Source organism: Paenibacillus silvestris (genome assembly GCF_009882985.1).
In the GTDB taxonomy this organism is placed as follows: Bacteria; Bacillota; Bacilli; order Paenibacillales; family NBRC-103111; genus Paenibacillus_E; species Paenibacillus_E silvestris.
The window spans coordinates 436,656-455,063 of the sequence record NZ_WTUZ01000039.1 but is presented as its reverse complement, the minus strand read 5'-3'; the positions used below and the strand labels follow the sequence as shown (position 1 = coordinate 455,063).

11 protein-coding genes are annotated in these 18,408 nt (G+C 48.6%); 2 read left to right on the top strand and 9 right to left on the bottom strand.

Going from position 1 to position 18,408, the window contains the following annotated elements; genetic code table 11:
* Positions 1-23: 23 nt before the first annotated feature.
* The 3 genes from GQF01_RS31200 to GQF01_RS31190 form a co-directional block, all read right to left on the bottom strand.
* Positions 24-983: an ABC transporter ATP-binding protein gene (locus GQF01_RS31200; RefSeq protein WP_328803574.1), complete on the bottom strand. Its 960-nt coding sequence runs from the start codon at positions 981-983 to the stop codon at positions 24-26.
* 43 nt (positions 984-1,026) lie between these two features.
* Complete coding sequence (locus GQF01_RS31195; RefSeq protein WP_161410960.1) at positions 1,027-2,019, bottom strand: ABC transporter ATP-binding protein; 993 nt, start codon at positions 2,017-2,019, stop codon at positions 1,027-1,029.
* A gap of 574 nt (positions 2,020-2,593) precedes the next feature.
* The gene (locus tag GQF01_RS31190; RefSeq protein WP_161410959.1) at positions 2,594-3,199 is read right to left on the bottom strand and encodes a TetR/AcrR family transcriptional regulator; all 606 of its coding nucleotides are present in this window, start codon (positions 3,197-3,199) and stop codon (positions 2,594-2,596) included.
* A 162-nt stretch (positions 3,200-3,361) separates the two neighbouring features.
* Between GQF01_RS31190 and GQF01_RS31185 the strand changes: the two genes are divergently transcribed.
* Positions 3,362-4,555 carry an MFS transporter gene (locus tag GQF01_RS31185; protein ID WP_161410958.1) on the top strand — a complete coding sequence of 398 codons (1,194 nt, stop codon included), beginning with the start codon at positions 3,362-3,364 and terminating at the stop codon, positions 4,553-4,555.
* 114 nt (positions 4,556-4,669) lie between these two features.
* Here GQF01_RS31185 and GQF01_RS31180 read toward each other — a convergent pair whose 3' ends face one another.
* Together GQF01_RS31180 and GQF01_RS31175 are read right to left on the bottom strand one after the other, a co-directional pair.
* A complete protein-coding gene (locus GQF01_RS31180; RefSeq protein WP_161410957.1) occupies positions 4,670-6,247 on the bottom strand; it encodes a phytoene desaturase family protein in 1,578 nt (525 codons plus the stop codon).
* A gap of 66 nt (positions 6,248-6,313) precedes the next feature.
* Positions 6,314-7,027, bottom strand: a complete 714-nt coding sequence (locus GQF01_RS31175) for a glycerophosphodiester phosphodiesterase (RefSeq protein WP_161410956.1) — start codon at positions 7,025-7,027, stop codon at positions 6,314-6,316.
* A 588-nt stretch (positions 7,028-7,615) separates the two neighbouring features.
* Here GQF01_RS31175 and GQF01_RS36495 point away from each other — a divergent pair.
* Complete coding sequence (locus tag GQF01_RS36495; RefSeq protein WP_161410955.1) at positions 7,616-13,585, top strand: galactose-binding domain-containing protein; 5,970 nt, start codon at positions 7,616-7,618, stop codon at positions 13,583-13,585.
* 209 nt (positions 13,586-13,794) lie between these two features.
* On the opposite strand, the gene GQF01_RS31165 is transcribed toward GQF01_RS36495, so the two are convergent.
* The 4 genes from GQF01_RS31165 to GQF01_RS31150 all read right to left on the bottom strand — a co-directional run bounded on the left by GQF01_RS31165 (position 13,795) and on the right by GQF01_RS31150 (position 18,374).
* Entirely contained in the window at positions 13,795-14,577 is a 783-nt protein-coding gene (locus tag GQF01_RS31165; RefSeq protein WP_161410954.1) for a DeoR/GlpR family DNA-binding transcription regulator, read from the bottom strand.
* A gap of 107 nt (positions 14,578-14,684) precedes the next feature.
* Entirely contained in the window at positions 14,685-16,058 is a 1,374-nt protein-coding gene (locus tag GQF01_RS31160) for an ABC transporter substrate-binding protein (RefSeq protein ID WP_161410953.1), read from the bottom strand.
* A gap of 85 nt (positions 16,059-16,143) precedes the next feature.
* Positions 16,144-17,559: an MBL fold metallo-hydrolase gene (locus GQF01_RS31155; RefSeq protein ID WP_161410952.1), complete on the bottom strand. Its 1,416-nt coding sequence runs from the start codon at positions 17,557-17,559 to the stop codon at positions 16,144-16,146.
* Positions 17,560-17,573: 14 nt separating this feature from the next.
* Positions 17,574-18,374 (bottom strand): HAD family hydrolase, encoded by an 801-nt coding sequence (locus GQF01_RS31150; RefSeq protein ID WP_161410951.1) that lies wholly within the window; start codon positions 18,372-18,374, stop codon positions 17,574-17,576.
* Between the last annotated feature and the right edge of the window lie 34 nt (positions 18,375-18,408).

Genomic DNA, 18,408 nt, shown 5'->3' with positions numbered 1-18,408 from the left:
ATTTCCCCTCTCACACTCTGGTTTTATATGAAATGGCAGGAAGCATAATGCCCCGGCTCAACTTCCTTAACAATTGGCTTATCGATCTTGCATCGATCCACGGCATGCGGACACCTGGTATGGAACGTACATCCCTGTGGCGGATTAGCTGCACTCGGTACTTCTCCTCTTAAAATAATCCTCTCCCTCTTCCTATTCACATCAGCTTCAGGAACAGAAGATAACAGAGCTTGTGTGTACGGGTGCTTAGGATTATTAAACAATTGATCCCTGCTCGCCGTCTCTACCACCTGACCCAAATACATAACCGCCACACGATCCGAGATATGACGGACTACGCTAAGGTTATGAGAGATGAACACATAAGACATAGCAGAGTGCTGTTGAAGATCATCCAGCAAATTCACGATCTGGGCTTGAATGGATACATCCAAGGCAGAGACCGCTTCATCAGCCACGATTAGCTTGGGATTCAGCGAAATTGCACGTGCAATCGCTATTCGCTGCCTTTGGCCACCGGAAAACTCATGCGGGTAAAGTCTAGCAGACTGCACGCTTAAGCCTACCGTTTCGAGCAGCACTTCCGCTTGCTTCATCGCCTCCGACTTACTCAAACCGCCTTGCAGAAATAAGGGCTCGGCAATTGCTTTGCCAACCGTCATTCGCGGGTTGAGCGAGGCGTAGGGATCTTGAAAAACACATTGCATATCTTTGCGAATAGGCCTTAGCTCAGATGCACTCAACTCGCCGATATTCGCGCCATTAAAATGAATTTCTCCACTTGTTAAATCCAACAGACGCAGGATAAGCCTGCCTACCGTCGACTTCCCACAGCCCGATTCTCCGACAATTCCGAGTGTCTCTCCTTTATGTACGGTCAAGCTGACGCCATCTACCGCTTTCACGACGCCTCTCTTCCTAAAACTCCCCCCGAACGTAAAATGCTTCCGGAGATCCTTCACTTCGAGTAGCGGAGCGTTCACCATTTCGATCCCCCTTCCATATGTGTTCTACACCTATTGCGTTCTATACCAACAGGCAACGAACCTGATGATCCTTGCCTACACTGCGCAGCTCAGGCATCTGTGAACGGCACCCCGCCTGCGCCACCAGGCAGCGGTCTGCGAATCTGCATCCAAAGGGGAAGGAACCTGCCGATGGCACTGTGCCCGGGATCGGATTCAACCTATCCATGGTTCCATTCATACGCGGAGTAGATCCAAGCAACCCTTTCGTATACGGATGTTGCGGATTGGTAAACAACGTTATGACATCTGTGTTTTCCACAATTTGTCCGGCATACATCACAATCACGCGATTCGCCATTTCAGCTACTACACCTAGATCGTGAGTAATAAAAAGGACAGACATGTCGGTTTCCTTGATTAATCCCCGGATCAGATCAAGAACCTGAGCTTGAATCGTCACATCGAGCGCAGTCGTCGGTTCATCCGCAATCAGTAATTCAGGCTTGCAAGCCATAGCCATGGCAAGCATGACACGTTGGCGCATCCCTCCTGACAACCGATGCGGATATTCCTTACGAATTCGCGCTGGCTCAGGAAATCCGACTCGGCGCAGCCAGTCATCGGCGATCTCAGCCGCTTCTTTGTGGGACACTCCCAAATGGCGAGTTATCGCCTCTGTTACCTGCAAACCAATGGTCAGCACGGGGTTCAAGGATGTCATCGGTTCCTGGAATATCATCGCGATCTTCCGACCACGAATTCGCGTCATCTCCCGCTTCTTCATACCTACCAGGTTGTGCCCTCGGAATCGAACTTCCCCTTCTGCAATCACGCCCATACGAGGCAGCAACTGCATAATGGACAGCGACGTCATGCTTTTGCCGCAGCCTGATTCACCAACCAATGCAACCACTTCGTTGGGGCCAATTTCGAAATCGATACCATCTACAATCGTCTTCTCGCTTTTTTTATCCTTAAACACGGTTCTAAGAGATTTAACTTCCAAGATTGCTTCGGACAAAATAGCTCTCCCTTCGTTTCCAGAATACATGATGTCAGTTAGTGGTCGGTTTGATGTTAGATATCATTACATAATTGTGTTATAAATAATTCCACAAGGAAATATTACCAGAATATTCATAAGTTTGTCACTACTTATTTTACCAATAGTCAATTAATTAAGAATGCCTTGCTATGGTTAAAAAAAACAAAAACGCCTGACGGATAAATCCCCGTCAAGCTTGATGCTAGCTGCTATATATTCTACTATTTCCCTCTATTGGCCAACCCCTCTGATTACCGAATAGCGCACTCGCTGGACAATAGCAGACCACCGAAAACCTAACACGAATATCGCCTAGGCTTTGTTGTGAGGCATTATGGCTTTGTCGAGGGAACTGTGGTCCTCTATTCAGAGGAAAACAAGCTATTTCCCTTCCTAAGCGGAACTACAGGGTCTTATTCACCTTCCATACCACGTTTTTCATGTGGAATCGGCGAAATAAGGGAACCCTGTTCCCCTTACTCGTGGACATCATGCTTTTACAAAGGGAATAGCGACTTATAGTTCCCCTAAGCCATGTCGGAGCACTTCCACACCACAGCCACGGCTGGCTCCTGATCCTCTATAGATCTAATGCATTTATCTTCGCCTTACCCGTGGAGAGTATGCCATTGAAAACCGTGTAGACCATAAGCTTAACCCTATCCTCGGTCAATTTCTCTCCGGAAACCAGCAAACGGTAAAACAACGGTCCGTATATCAGATCGATACTGGACTCTATCTCCAGTTCTTTACCTAACTCTCCGCGATCAATCCCTCTTCTCAGGATCATCCCGGATTCCGCGCGGCGCGGCTTCACATAGTATTCTCGAAAAACTTGAATTAATGCAGCATCCATCTGCCCCTGTCCAATCAACTCAGAGATCACTCTTCCTTCTTTGCTTTCCATAAACAAAGAAAGATTGACGGCATGTATCATAATATCCTTCAGGACTGAGCCTGTATCCGGGACTGGCAGCCGACTTGCCGCAGCTTCAAAGAAACCTTCCGCTACAACAGCAGCTTTATTGGGCCACCATTTATAGATGGTCGCTTTGCTCACACCTGCTTTTTCAGCAATCTTATCGATGGTTACGTCTTCAAAACCACCTTCCAATAGCAGCTCATAAGCTACCGTTAATATCACATGTTGAAGCTTTACATCTCTCGGGCGTCCTTTTTGACCCATTCATTCGACCCCTCTCTATCCTTTTTCTATCCTTTGCCATCAGTATATCTGAATTTTCGTGTATTTACAAAACGCCACGTTCAGTATATAGTGATATCTATTAAGTAGACGAAACGTTCACTTAATGCGGAATTTATTTTATGTAGAAGGGGAACATTTCCTATGAGCAAGTCCATTTCGAAAGCACAAAACGAGATCTCAACAACAATGATGGTTGTCTTGGCTGTGGCATGCGGCCTTATTGTAGCCAACCTTTACTATTCTCAAACCCTTGTGGGTCCCATTAGCACAGCGCTTGGACTGCCTTCAGGAGCAGCTGGGCTAATCGTAACGTTAACGCAAATCGGCTATGTGGTCGGCTTGCTATTCATCGTTCCGCTAAGCGATAAGATAGAGAATCGCCGGCTGATCGTGACATCTCTGGCCACCGTGGTCCTAGCCTTGATTCTGGCCGCTGTTTCCACGGAATCTACACTGTTTCTAACAGCAGCCCTGCTGATCGGATCTGGCTCAGTGGTCGCACAAATTCTAGTCCCCCTTGCCGCAGCTTTATCCAGCGAGAAGCAACGCGGCCGAGTCGTCGGAAACGTCATGAGCGGCCTTTTACTTGGCATCATGCTGGCCAGACCGATTTCCAGCTTAGTCGCTGGCATTTGGGGATGGCGCACAATATTTGTGCTATCAGCCGTTGGCATGGCTCTTTTAGCTCTGTGGCTGGCAAAAGTACTGCCCAAAAGGAATCCTGAAAGCACCTTAACGTATATACAGCTTGTAGCCTCCTTGATGGAACTGTTCAAAAAGAATCCAATACTGCGACGACGTGCCTTTTATCAAGCCTGTTTGTTCGGTTCGTTCAGCCTCTTTTGGACGACCGTGCCTCTCCATTTGGCGGATGAATATGGTATGTCCCAACAAGGCATCGCTCTATTCGCCCTGGTTGGTGTGGCCGGAGCTATCGCGGCTCCTATTGGCGGAAGATTGGCGGACAGAGGTCTCACAAGGGCAATAACCTTTGGCGCCATCGTGACTGCAGTCGTCTCCTTTCTGCTCATTGCCGTGTTTCATAACCATTCACTCTTTACGCTAGTACTGCTTTTTGTCGTCGCAGTTACGCTGGACATGGCAGTTTCCGGAAACTTGGTGACCAGTCAAAGAATTATTTTTTCACTTGGCAGTGAAGCAAGAGGCAGACTTAATGGTTTATTCATGGCTATTTTCTTCATCGGCGGAGCGGTCGGTTCCTTTCTAGGGGGATTAGCTTATGCGCATGGAGGATGGGTATCGAGTGCATCGATCGGGGTGGCATTGCCTTTCATCGCTTTCTTGTACTTCTTGACGGAACGCAAATCCCGTTAAACTGAAAAAAGAACCCTCCCTCAGCTCAACAGTTACGGAATCGGTTAATCAAATAAGAGGCTATCTCCTAGGTCATTTCTGACTTCGAGATAGCCTCTTTGTCTATCACGGCTGTTACCGCGATAAGAGCTGTTTAGCCACGATATAACCCGAGCCGCCATTCACCCCATGACCAGGCCAAGTCGCTGCGCCAAGCATATATACATTGGGAATAGCCGACTGATGGCTTGGCTGCCCTGGCAATGGGCGGAGCAAATAACTTTGCGCCAGATCGTGCGCCCCACCGTAAGGATCTCCCGGTCCAGCGTTCGGGTTGAAGCGAGCGATGGTGTTCGGTGTTACGACATATTTGCCAATAATCGCGCTAGGAATATTTGGAATATGTTTGCTCACAACGTTCAGCACGCGTTCCGTAAAACGCTCCGTCAGATCCTGCGTCCAACTGCCATCTCCAACATCAATCTTTCCAGCAGCGTCCCCTCTCGGCCGAATAGGTACTTCAAGCACTTGAACGCGCATGATTGCTTTGCCCGCAGGAGCCCGTGCGGGGTCGAGATTCGTGGAACAATCGACCGTGAATGTAGGGTTCGCCGGAAGCAGATCAGCCATCCCCTGTGCAATGGCCAACGTAAATCCATCCAGCCCATCTGTCAGATGCGGCTGTCCTACGCGATCAAAGCGTGCATCCGGCCAACGCGGCGGCTCGCTAAGGGCCAGATGAATCTGTACGCATCCGCGGCCATATCGAAACTGCTTGGCTTGGGTGCGCAGCGCCAAAGGCGCATCACTCTCATCTAGCAGCGAGAGATATAATTGATCCGGCGTGGTCGATGCCACGACAGCTTGCTTCGCTATGTATGTTCGGCCTTCCGCTGTCCGCACGCCAACAGCTCGGCCATTCTCCACCAGGATACGCTGAGCCAGTGTGTCTGTAATCATTTCTCCGCCTTGATCCTTAATCAGCCGCACCAACGCCTGAACCAATTGCTCACTACCTCCTGACGGGGTCGGCATACCGCCGCCCATCAAAGCCATCGCCGTAAGTGGAACCCAAATGCCACTTCCGACTTCATCCGGGGTTCGGCCGAGGTGAGTAACCCAAGAAGCAAGCATAGCGCGCATTACAGGAGATTTTAGCGTATTTACCGCATGGCGAGCCGTCCCAAACAATTGCCCGGCAAAAGCCGAATATCCTGAACCTTGCTCATCGTGAAGCAACCGTTTCAGAATTGGAGCTGCTTCCTGGCTGGAAAGATCCATGCTGAACAAGCCGAACACATCGTTAACATGGGGATTCAATTGCTCAAAAATTCCTGCCAAAGCAGCGCCGTCTCCAGGAGCCAGTCGCTCCGCTTCAGCAATAAGTTCTTCAAACGAGCGCGACAAAACAGCCGTGCGCCCATCCTCCATGGAAACCCCAGTCGGCAGGTCTGTATTCACATAACGCAACCCGCGAGCTTCCAAATCCTCCCTCAGCTCAGCATAAGCGGGTCCCGTAGTAAAAAGAGGATGCGCCGCCGCATACACATCATGCTTGAAGCCCGGCAGCGTGAGTTCCTCCGTCCGTACAAAGCCGCCTGGGCGATCATTTTTCTCTAAAACTAGCACGCTGCGACCAGCACGAGTTAAGTAGGCAGCCGTTATCAAAGCATTGTGCCCGCTGCCGATAATAATAATGTCGAAGGTTTCCATTCTATCACTCCTTTTTAAATTTGAAGCCTAGTAGAAACTTATTCCAACATCTGCCATATCATTACTTCATGTTAAGCGGCAGATTTCTTCTGATAATAGATCCGGGAAATTAATGGTCATGCCGTCAACGCCACACTGGAGAGCATGCCTCATGAGTTCTGGCGTGGATGCTCCCCAGGCTCTGACTTCCAAGCCATGCGATTTAGCAAGCTGCACATCCTTATGCTCAAGCCCATCGGTGCAGGGGCAAATTTGCCCAGCACCAATTTCCTTCAACCGGGCGATAGCCTCCTCATCGATCTTGCGGATTAGATGTCCAATTCGAATCGACGGATCAATAGCTCGTACAGCTTGCAAATTCTCGTATCCAAAGGAAGTGATCGTCGTTTGGGGCTGCACATCGAATTGTCTAATCAATTCCAATACAGGTAGTTCAATATGAGGATCTTTTAACTCTAAGGCCAATAGAACTTTTCTTCTACCAAAATAGTGCAGAAATTGCTCAAAGGAGACGAGTCGCTCTCCCGCATAGGCTGAAGAGAACCAGGAGCCGGCATCGAGCTCCTGAAGCTCCTTCCATGTATAGGAAGAAGGACGTCCGTGTCCGTCAGTCGTACGGTCCAACTCATGATCATGAAATAACAGGACGACGCCGTCTTTTGATATTTTTAAATCCGTTTCAATACCGTTCGCACCTTGCTCAAGCCCCTTGTAGAAGGCGGCAAGTGTGTTTTCAGGCGCATATGCCGAAGCGCCCCGGTGGGCTAAATTCATAAACATAGCCAACAGTCCTCCCTTATTTGCAGTCTTTTTTCAAAATCTGTCTACGTCAGAGTAAAATTATTCGATTTATTCATATAGTCATTGTAACAAGACAAAATCAAGTAGGTATTATCTAGTCTTAAATACTATGTAAAACGATAAATCCACTACGAATCCAAGTGAAAAAAGCTGCATTTTTTTATGACCTCGGGTCAATTGTAAATATTTTATGAAGACAACATTTTAGGACCTACTACGTTGGTCACATACGCCTGGGTCCCTATGACCAATCAGCGATTCGGACTGAAAAACCCAAAAGAGCGCTTCCCATTTGAGTCGGAAGTCGAGTACATCGATCACGATTTGACTGAATATTCGACCAGTGGACAAAAAATGACAAATATCCAATTTACATATATAGGCATTGAGTCCTAGCAGATAAAATTGAGTAGGAATTTACGCTCATTGTAAACAGGATTCGACACCATATATAATCGCGTTGGAAATAAAATTTCCAAAATAATGAAGAACGGTGTTTCTTTTTGTCAAGAAACGCCGCAGACGAATCAGCCCAATTGGGCGAGAAAAGAGGAGGAAAATTAAGAAATGCGTTCACCCGAGAAAAAGATTCGCAAGAAATTGACTCAGACAGCATCATCAGCGCTTGCTCTTTCCGTGCTTCTTGGGTCCTGGAGCGGTTTTCCTGCGCCAGCAGCGGCAGCAAATGCTGCCGAAGCTTCCCACCTTCTGACTTATGAAGGTGCAGCCTATGCCTCGTCAACCGAAGGAGGCTTGACGCCGGACAAAGCGTTCGACGGCAATACCGACTCCCGTTGGGGCAGCTCGTTCAAGGCCGGTGAACAGTGGATCTACGTAGACCTTGGCGCCAAAGCCAAGATCGACAAAGCTGTCCTTCGCTGGGAAAATGCTTACTCGAAGTCGTACAAGATCCAAGTATCTGACAACGAAAAGGACTGGAAAGACATCTACACAGACACCAAAGGAGACGGTGGCGTTGACACCATCGCCTTATCAGGTGAAGGACGTTATGTCCGTATGCTGTCGCTTGAGCGCAGCGGAGGCTACGGCGTTTCGCTTTATGAATTTGAAGTATACGGCACTGGCGGCAGCAATCCGCTCCCTGTCGTACTTGGCGAAGATGTCGCTTTGAATAAACCGGTAACGGCTTCTTCAACAGCTACACCTGACAAAGATAAACCCCTGTTACTGCCTGAATACGCTGTAGATGGCAATGCAACAACAAGATGGTCCTCAGCGCACACGAGTGATGAGTGGATTTATGTGGACCTTGGCAAGGAACATAACATTGGCCGTATTCGCCTGAACTGGGAAAATGCCGCTGGCCGCATCTACGATCTGCAAGTTTCGAATGATGCTCAAAACTGGAAAACGATTTACCGTGAAATCAACGGTCAAGACGGTTGGATGGATACCCAGGTTTATGCTAGTGGACGTTACGTTCGTATGAAAGGGATCTCCCGCACAACGAGCTACGGCTACTCCTTGTTCAATTTCAACGTGTACGATTATGTTGAAGGTGATCCAAAACCAACTTATACGATTCCTGAGCTTCCTACGGCATCGACAGTTGATGTTGGCAAAGGCAGCTACTTGAGCAGCGATATCAACATGCCGCAGCCACGTCCTCCGGTTAATAAAACCGATGATGTAAAGGGTCCAATTCCTTCTAATGACTGGTGGCAGTCCGTTCTTATCAAAAACTTGAGTGACAGCCTCATCACACTTCCACTCAAATCCAAATATACGACGATGGGTCTTGGCATCCTGAACCCAGGTGCAGGTTGGGTGAATGACACAGGTAATTCCCAGGCAGCTGACGGAGCACCTGACTTCTACTTGAACGCAGGCAACATCTCACCATCGCGCATCAAGAACAAAGTAGCCGGCTATGGCGACTGGTCCGCAACCGTTCAACTGAGCGACAACGACACTGAGAAAATGAAAACAACGTTCGTCAAAGGCTCGCCGTACTTGTACTCGGAATTCAGCGATCCAACAACACCAGAGTTGAACTTCCCGGTTTCCACAAGCTTCTATGACGACAACGGCAACCCGGTTCTTTTGGCTGATGGTGCTACTTTAACGGCGGATCACATCGGTTTCACCGTCAATAACGTAGATGGTTCACCGCAATCGAAACCCGTGACTCGCCATTATGGATTGTTCGCACCGCAAGGTTCAGTCTTCATGAAAGTCGGGAACAAAATTAAAGTGCGACTTGGTAGTGAACAAAACTACATGTCTCTGGCCTCCATGCCAGCTGCAAGTGATTTGAACTATTTTTATAAACACGGCTATGCCTTCATTAAAAACACGACGGTAACGCCAGGCTTCGATGAGAACACCTCCGAAGTTACGACCCGTTTCGATGTCGAGATCGATCAGAAGCGTGCAGATATGGAGCCAACAACGTTGATGGCACTGCTCCCACATCAATGGAAGCAAACAACTTCTCCACTGACTTCGCTTTCTTATGAGTCGATTCGTGGAACACTGAAGCTTCATGAGGGGAACTCGTTTACGACGGTTGATCGTTTCAACGGTATCGTTCCTCAATTTACGGAGCCGGGAGATCCGACTTACTCACGTGAAACCCTGCTTAAACAGCTAAGCTATCTGGACGAATCCACATCGAAGAATATCATGTCTGGTGATGCTTATTGGCAAGGTAAAGTGCTTCATCCGCTAGCAATGGGCGTCTTGATTGCTGACCAAATCGGAGATCAAGCGTACAAAAATGTGTTCTTGGAGCGTCTCAGAACAATTTTGACTGACTGGTACACTTACACCAAGGGAGAGCCGGATTACTTCATGTACTACGACCCAACTTGGGGTACGATGTACTACAAAAACAGCGAATTCGGCGCTAACACAGGACTGACAGACCATCATTTCACCTATGGTTATTACGTCTTCGCATCCGCCGTACTTGCAACTTACGATCAAGACTTCAAAAACAATTACGGTGAGATGGTCGAGCACCTCATCAGAGACTACGCGAACCCATCCAAAAGTGATCCGCAATATCCGTTCCTGCGTAACTTCGATCCGTACGAAGGCCATTCATGGGCTGGCGGTTACGGGGATAACAACAACGGGAACAATCAGGAAGCAGCGGGCGAGTCCTTGTTCGGCTGGGTCGGCGAATACATGTGGAGTCTGATGTCCGGCGACAAAAAGTTCCGCGATATCTCCATCTACGGTTTCACGACAGAATTGAAAGCAGTAGAACAATACTGGTTCAACTATGACAACGACAACTGGCTGCCTGAGTTTGCTCACAAATCCGTTGGTCAGGTATACGGCAGCGCGTACAACTTCGGTACGTTCTTCAGCGGCGATCCTGTCAACATTTATGGCATTCACTGGTTGCCGACAGGTGAGTATCTGACAAGTTATGGTTTCGATCCTAAGAAAGCTGCAGACTTGTATAATGGTCTTGTCAAGGATAACAAAGGCCCGGAAAACGCATGGCAGCACATCGTTTGGCCAATTGAATCCTTAAGCGAGCCACAAACGGTACTTAATAAATTTACGACCGAGAATACGCAAAAGAATGAAATTTTCAACACGTACTGGTTCGTTCACAGTATGGCAACTCTCGGAACGCGCACCAAGGACATTTGGGCAAGCGGCTGGACCGGAGCTACTGTCTACAAGAAAGATTCCGTTTATTCCGCAATGATCTGGAATGCGAAGAACGAAGCCGTTACCGTGACATTCCACAATGCAGCCGGCGTAACAGGATCCGCGAAGGTTGGACCGAAATCACTTGTGAAAGTAGACCCGACGAAAGTAACAGATTTGGATGGCAACACGCCTCCACAACTGGCGGCGGATACAACACAAAATGTGGTTGGACAACCGATCGAGATCACGTTCGCTGATCATCTGAAATGGCGCGAGTCCATCAGCTCAGTGCTTGTAAACGGAGCTGCAATTGATGCCGCTCAGTATAGTGTGCAAGGCGGTAAAATCACCCTGAACAGCGCTATGTTCCCTGTGGAAGGCAGCTACAAGATCACCGTTCAATCTGCTGGTTACCCGGATACAGAAGCACAACAAGTCGTCATCACGAACTCGACGGTTAATCTAGCCCTGAACAAACCGACCTTTACGTCGGATAAAACGAAAAACCCAGCCTCCTACGCGGTTGACGGCAAGCTGGATACGCGCTGGGAATCCGATTTCAGCGATCCGCAGTTCATCGGTGTCAACCTGAACTCGGAGTATAAAATCAGTCATGTCCGCTTGAACTGGGAGAATGCTGCTGGTAAAAGCTACACCGTTCAAACTTCTGTAGACGGTCAAAAATGGCAAACGGTGTACACGACCACACGTGGTCATGAAGGCATCGACGACATCAAATTCCCAGCCGTGAATGCCAGATATGTCAAAGTAGAAGGCACAGAACGGACGACAAACTATGGCTACTCCCTATGGGAAATGGAAGTGTTCGGTACGCCGGCAGGCGATCTTGACGCTCCGAAACTGACTGCGGACACGACAATGAACCGCGCTGGCCAGCCGATCGACATCGGCTTTGAGGACTTCGCGGATTGGAGAAACGCCGTCCTTGGTGTGAAAGTTAATGGCGTGGCGGCATCTGCTGCCCAATACGTAGTATCGCCAGGTAAGATCACACTAAATGGCGCCTTGTTCCCTGAAGCTGGCAGCTACGAGATTTCCGTTGAAGCTAAAGGTTTTGCCAACGCAGCAATTCAGCAAACTATCGTTACCAATTCGAACGTCAACCTTGCTCTGCGCAAAACGACGCTCACATCTGCGAATCCGAAGCAAGCTGGTAAAAATGCGGTTGACGGGAATATCGCAACGAGATGGGAGTCCGATTTCAGCGACCCGCAGTACCTAACGGTCGATCTCGGAGCGGATAATACCATTTCCCGCGTGCTTCTGAACTGGGAGAATGCAGCCGGCAAGAGCTACACGGTTGAAGTCTCTGCAGACGGTAAAGACTGGAAAACAGTCTACACGACAACAACAGGTAAACCAGGCATCAACGATATCGGATTCTTGCCAACCCATGCAAGATACGTGAAAGTAAACGGTACTGAGCGCACCACAGCTTATGGCTTCTCACTCTTGGAATTTGAAGTATATGGCGGCAATGCTCCTATCTTGCCAAGCGCGCCAGAACTGTCAGCCGATTCGACAGACGCGAAAGTCGGTCAGCCGATCGACATCACTTTCGACGATGATGCTGCATGGAGAAGTACGATCGAAGCTGTCAAAATTGACGATACGCTTGTAAACGCCGACCAATTCAAATTGGCTGCAGGTAAAATCACCCTGGACGCTTCTTTGTTCAAGGATGCGAAAACGTACCGCATTTCCGTGCAAGCGACAGGTTACACGGAAGCTTCCGTACAACAAACAATCGCAGCTAAAGAAATTCCGGGCAATCCGAACACAGGTCCAGGTACGAATCCAGGAAATCCAGACAATCCAGGAACTGATCCAAATACAAATCCGAATCCACTAAATCTCGCTTATGGTAGACAGACAGCTTCCTCGCCGGACTACCATCGCTCAAGCGCTGATGCCGTCGACGGACGATTCGATCGCCGCTGGGAGTCTGCTTTTGAAGACAACCAATGGATGAGCGTTGACCTCGGAGCTCCAAAAACGATTAACCACGTCGTCCTGGCTTGGGAGAACGCTTATGGTAAAGCTTACACCATCGATGTCTCCTTGGATGGACAAACATGGACAACGGTATATGCTACCGAGAATGGCAATGGCGACATTGACGATCTTACATTTGCTCCTGTGAATGCAAGATTCGTCAAGATGAACGGAATCAAACGTGGAACGCCATACGGCTTCTCGTTATGGGAATTCGAAGTCTATGCTGGCGATCAAGCACCGCTTACAGGACCTGCATTGACGGCAGATACGACCGATAACATCCTTGGCCAAGCAATCGACATCACGTTTACCGACAATACCGCTTGGAGAAACGCGATCAACGCAGTTGAACTGAACGGCGTTACCCTTCGCGCAGACCAATACAAAGTATCGGCTGGCACAATTACGCTTAACGCTGCTTTGTTCACAGAAGCTCGACCTTATGAAGTGAAGGTACATGCAACTGGCTATGACGACGTTACACTTACTCAAGCCATTATACCTGCAACGAATTTGGCGCTTTTCAAACAAGTCACCACTTCCGAAACTCCGCTTCAAAATGCGCAGTTCGCTGTGGATGGAAGCAAGAGCACACGCTGGGAATCACCATTCAGTGATTCGCAATGGATCTGCGTTGATCTTGGACAGTCCTTCAAAATTGGACGCGTCCTGCTGAACTGGGAGAATGCATCAGCGAAGGCTTACACAGTCGAAGTATCCACTAACGGCGAGAACTGGACGACAGTTTCCTCGACAACGTATGGAGACGGAGGCAAGGACAACATTCTCTTCACCCCTGTTGACGCTCGCTACGTGAAAGTTGCTGGCACACAGCGCAATACGCAGTACGGTTACTCCTTGTTTGAACTAGAAGTATACGAATAATGAATGAAGAGGCTGTCCTAAAGGTCATCAAATGACCAAGGGACAGCCTCTTGTTTTAATTAGGGGAGCGGATGGATTAGTTGAAAGTAACGCCGATTTCACGCAGCTTCTGATGATTTAGCTGGAGTTTCTACCTCTATTTCATTTCCTGCCACAAAGCCGCTAAGATTAACGGTAGTTTTTCCATCTATACCTCAGGCGGCAGCCGATTATCTCTCACTCTGGTCATCACTGCTGGTGACAATCAAATTACGGACCGTTTCCCGCAGACTGTCGCGCATATCGTGCGGCGTCCCTTCATCGGTCACTAACGTCTGAACCCGATTAAGCTCCATGCCAAACAGAAATCCACTGCGATTGGCTTTCGACGAATCTGCCATGAGAATAAGGTGATTACTCTGCTCAACCATCATCTGAGCAATTTGCAGAGGCTCCCATTTGGAATAGTAAATGCCTTGCGTGCCAAATCCCATGCAGGAAAACAACGCTTTGTCGAAGCGATATTGACGAAGCTCGCAGTGCAGCTTATAGCCAAATGTCATACCATCTTCCCCGACTTCGCCACCAACCATATAGACATTCAGCTTTCCCTTCTTCTGAACCAGATTCAAGGCGACCATCGCCGAGTTCGTCACAATCGTCAGGTTTTTATCACCTGGAATCAAGCGCGATAAAACAAGTCCCGTCGTATTGCCATCCACAAACACACTATCGCCTTCTTCTAGTAAGAGCACAGCTTCGCGAGCGATGGCCTCTTTACGCTCTAGATTCAGCTGCATGCGTTCATAATACGGCATGTCCCAGGTCGTCTGTTCTCTTTTAACCGCACCGCCGTACGTTCTGCGAACAATGCCTTTTTCGTCCAAAATACGTAAATCCCGGCGGATAGTTTCCACCGAGACACCATAGGTCACTATTAATTCATCGACAGAGACGCTCCCGGCACGCCGTACTTCCATGATAATTTCATTTCTTCGACGGACTGAGTTCATAGATGCATCCTCCCTTGCTGCGAGTAAAACAAGGCTTCCCCATAAGCCTTAATTGCGCTTACGTAGGAAGCCTGTTGCCTATTTGTTCCTTGTGATTCTTCCCGAGCTTACTTGAATTCTTTGAGCGCCTTCGTAGAATCAGCCTGCGCCTTCTTCAGCGCATCAGCCGGAGATAACTTCCCAGCCGTCATCGCTTGCAAAGCCTCTCCAACCGCAGTATCCATCTTGTTGCGTGCAGCACTGGATACATCGATTCGTGCATAAGGGAACACTTCATCGAAAGCCTGCTTCTTCTGCGGATTATCTGTATAATTTTTCTTCAATAAATCCGTATTCTGTGCGGATAGCGTCGCTGGGAAATAACCTGTTTTGGCTGCATAAATCGATTGTGCTTTGGATTCAGCGAAATATTTCATGAATAACCAGCCTGCCAATTGCTTCTCTGGTGTCGTTTTGAACAGAACTTGATTACCGCCGTACAATTCCGTTACTTTATTTCCGCTTTTCCCTTGCGGGATTAGCGTAATGCCCCACTTGAACTTATCTTTCACCAAGTCAAGCTTCGAGCTTGTACGGGCTGTCGTACCGATCTCCATCGCTGCTCTGCCGTTCGTGAATTCCTGTTCTGTGTCTTGAGCAAATAGAATTGCTTTCTTATCCACCAAATTCTTGATGATTCCAGCCAGTTCCAACGCTTGCGGATTGTCGTAGTTAACGCCGCTTTGATCCAAATTAATCGGGTCAATGCCGTAAGTACGCAGCCATGTACGGAACGTTCCGCCATTATTGGCATTGCCCATGACCAAAGCAGGAACACCCGTTTTATCCGTAATGTCTAGCGCCATCTTTTCAAATTCCTGCCATGTGGCTGCCGGCTTCTCATAACCCGCTTTCTTAAGGAGATCCGTGTTGTAATAGACGCCCATAGAGGAGTTGCCATGCGGCCAGCTCATCGTCTTGCCGTTGTATTCCGGGATACGTTGACGAGCCAAAACGCCTGGCATAATGTCATCGAGATCTGATTTTTTCAATCCGTTTACCGGATCGTTAATGTAGTCGTCGAGCGCCACAATTTTGTCTGCTTTCATGTATTCCAGCGTATCGCTCTCATAGGACATGGCCACTGCTGGAAGGCCCCCACCTTGCAGGGCAGCACGGACTTTTTTATTCAAATCGTCATACGAACCTTGGAATACTTCTTTGACAATAATTTTACCTTCATATTCCTTATTAAAAGCTGCGACCATCTCTTTAATTGCATCACCATAAATCGTTGCTTGAATATGCCAGAAGTCAATCGTGATCGGTCCGTTTTTCCCAAGCTCAATGCCTTGCGCTACTTTCGACTCCTCTTTTTTATCCGTTTGCGTACTGGCAGGTGCAGCTTGTTGAGATGTAGGTGTTCCACAACCGATGGTCGTAAGAAGCAAAAGGCTCGCCACTGAAGCTTTCCAAGCGGGAAAACGTTTCGTTATATTCATGGTTATCACTCCCTTGATTTGTATGTTGCATGAAGCATCCGTACGGTTAACAAGCAATGAAATGAGATAGGTTAGCGTATGTGATCTATTTACGAACGAGTTCTGAAAGCGCAAAGCTTTCCCCAGGAGCCGGACAATACTTCCTTATGCCGCCACTGTTGAACATCGTGGGATGTAAACTATGCAAAGGAACGACTAGTTTCGGTGCAATCCGTGTGGTTAATTCAGATATTTCCTGCGGTGACGCATGCCCACCCGTTGCACAATAACGATATTGAACACCGAATTCAGTGAGCCACTTCAGCAGCGTTTCGTCCGAAGGTGTCAGCGGATTACCGTCAGCATGAACGTAAATCGATGCCGATTCGCGTGAACCGAAGGTTTCTAATTCCGCTATAAGAGGTGTGTTCGGATAAGTCAGATAGACCGCATACGACGATTTATTGGCTGTGATTTCATTCAGCGTTATGGACTCATAAGGAAGCTCCACTTCCTTGGATGGTTGCGGCCCCTTGGACCATTGCGGCGTGCTCAAAAGCCGAATGACCTCCTGATCGACATCAAGTGCTTGATGACCGGCTAGTACGGTTAGTTTCGCGGAAGTTTCCTTCCACAGAACGGCCGTACTTTCGTCCATGACAAGCTGGCGACCCGCTTCTTTGGTGCGGATGATTAAATCAGCGACACGTTCTACGTTGCGAGCGAGAATGTTCACATACACCAAGCCATTCGTGTCTTCCATCGCCCGGCGGCACTCGACAGCCACCTCAACTTCAAGCCGATCCTTCGGCTTGCGGAACAACGTGTCTGGACGCATCCTTGTGCCTTCAGTAATAAGCAGATCAACCCCTTCGCTTTGGCAGCGTTCAATGAATCGATCCAAGCGGTGCGAATTCCGTCCATGTCGACGCCAGTCGGCCGTGAAGGCGATCTTGTGCTCGGGTCCGTGAATAATGAAGCCCGTAACCCCAGGACTATCATGATCCACCTCGATGAATTCCATGCGGAAAGTACCAAAATCGACGATCTGTCCATCTTCAATGAGACGTATATCCGCTTGCGTGCCTTCATACTCACCTGCTGCTACGACACCTTCATACACGGCATAAGCGTCACGGTGCATCCAGACAGGAAGTCCTTCACGCAGCGAAGGAAGCAGAGCCATATGGTCTTGATGGATGTGGCTCACGAAGCCATGCAGGTTCTTCACCTGAGGCAGTTGGTCTTGGCCCCATACCTGCGCAAGCTCAGCCTCCCCAACATCGCCGAGTAAAGCAGGATCGTACAAACCCATCACGGGAGGTGCCATCCGCGTCAACAGACAACTTCGGATCCCATAGTCCGACCGGACGCTGACTTCACCTTTGAAAAATGCGCGTGCCATACCAAGATCAAAGACAATTCCCGTATCTCCGCAGCTGTATACGATGTGAACACCGCCAATCGTGGTCAACCCACCATAAAACGTTATGCGCTCCTCCAACTGATGACCCTGATTCATACGTATTTCCTCCTCTAAATGTGCTTATGTTTGCTTTGTTGAATATCGACCAAAAAGGATGCTAGTTCATCTAAGGTTGTCAGTCGTACATCCCACGGCGACGTGTCGGACGATGGATACGCGGATATCCATGCCGTGTGTCCCCCTAACTTGCGCACCGGATACAGATCGTTCCATGCATGATCGCCGATCGAGAGAATTTGTTCAGGCCGCAGCCCTTCCCGTTTCATCAGTTCACTCATGAAATGTTCCATCCCAACCGGCTTCCCAGCACCGTATACAATATCCGTGAACAATTCGCTGGCGCCGAGTGCAGCAATAAACTCACGACCTGTATTTTCCGGCGAATTCGTGAGCAGCAGCTTCAAGCGCACCCCGCTCAATTGGCGAATAGCTTCATATAACCCCGCATGGCGTTCAAAACTCGACGAACCTTGAAGCATTTCCTTGCGAACCTGCTGAAATGACTCCTGACGTTTCACCTCGCCGATGCCATGTTTGACGGTAAAAATGCTAACTAAGCTCCAGGCATCGCCGGCATAAATAGCAGGAGTTTCAGCCGATTGATTAGGCTCAACCTTCACTTCTTCCCCTCGTGACCACGTATCCGTGCTCGGATAGTACCAGTCTCCAATGCTGCTTGTGTGCCGACCTTCCAGTACAAGTTCCATTTCTTCCAGAATCTCGCCCAGACTCGCTGCGTAACTTCCCTCTTTAAATAACAATTCCAAATATCGTTTGTAAAAAGTGCCATCCTGATAAAGTGTACCGTCTAAGTCGAATAAGACGACTTCAATCTCATGCAGCCAATCCATGTGTTGTTCCTCCGCTTGTTTCTTTGTTGTTTGT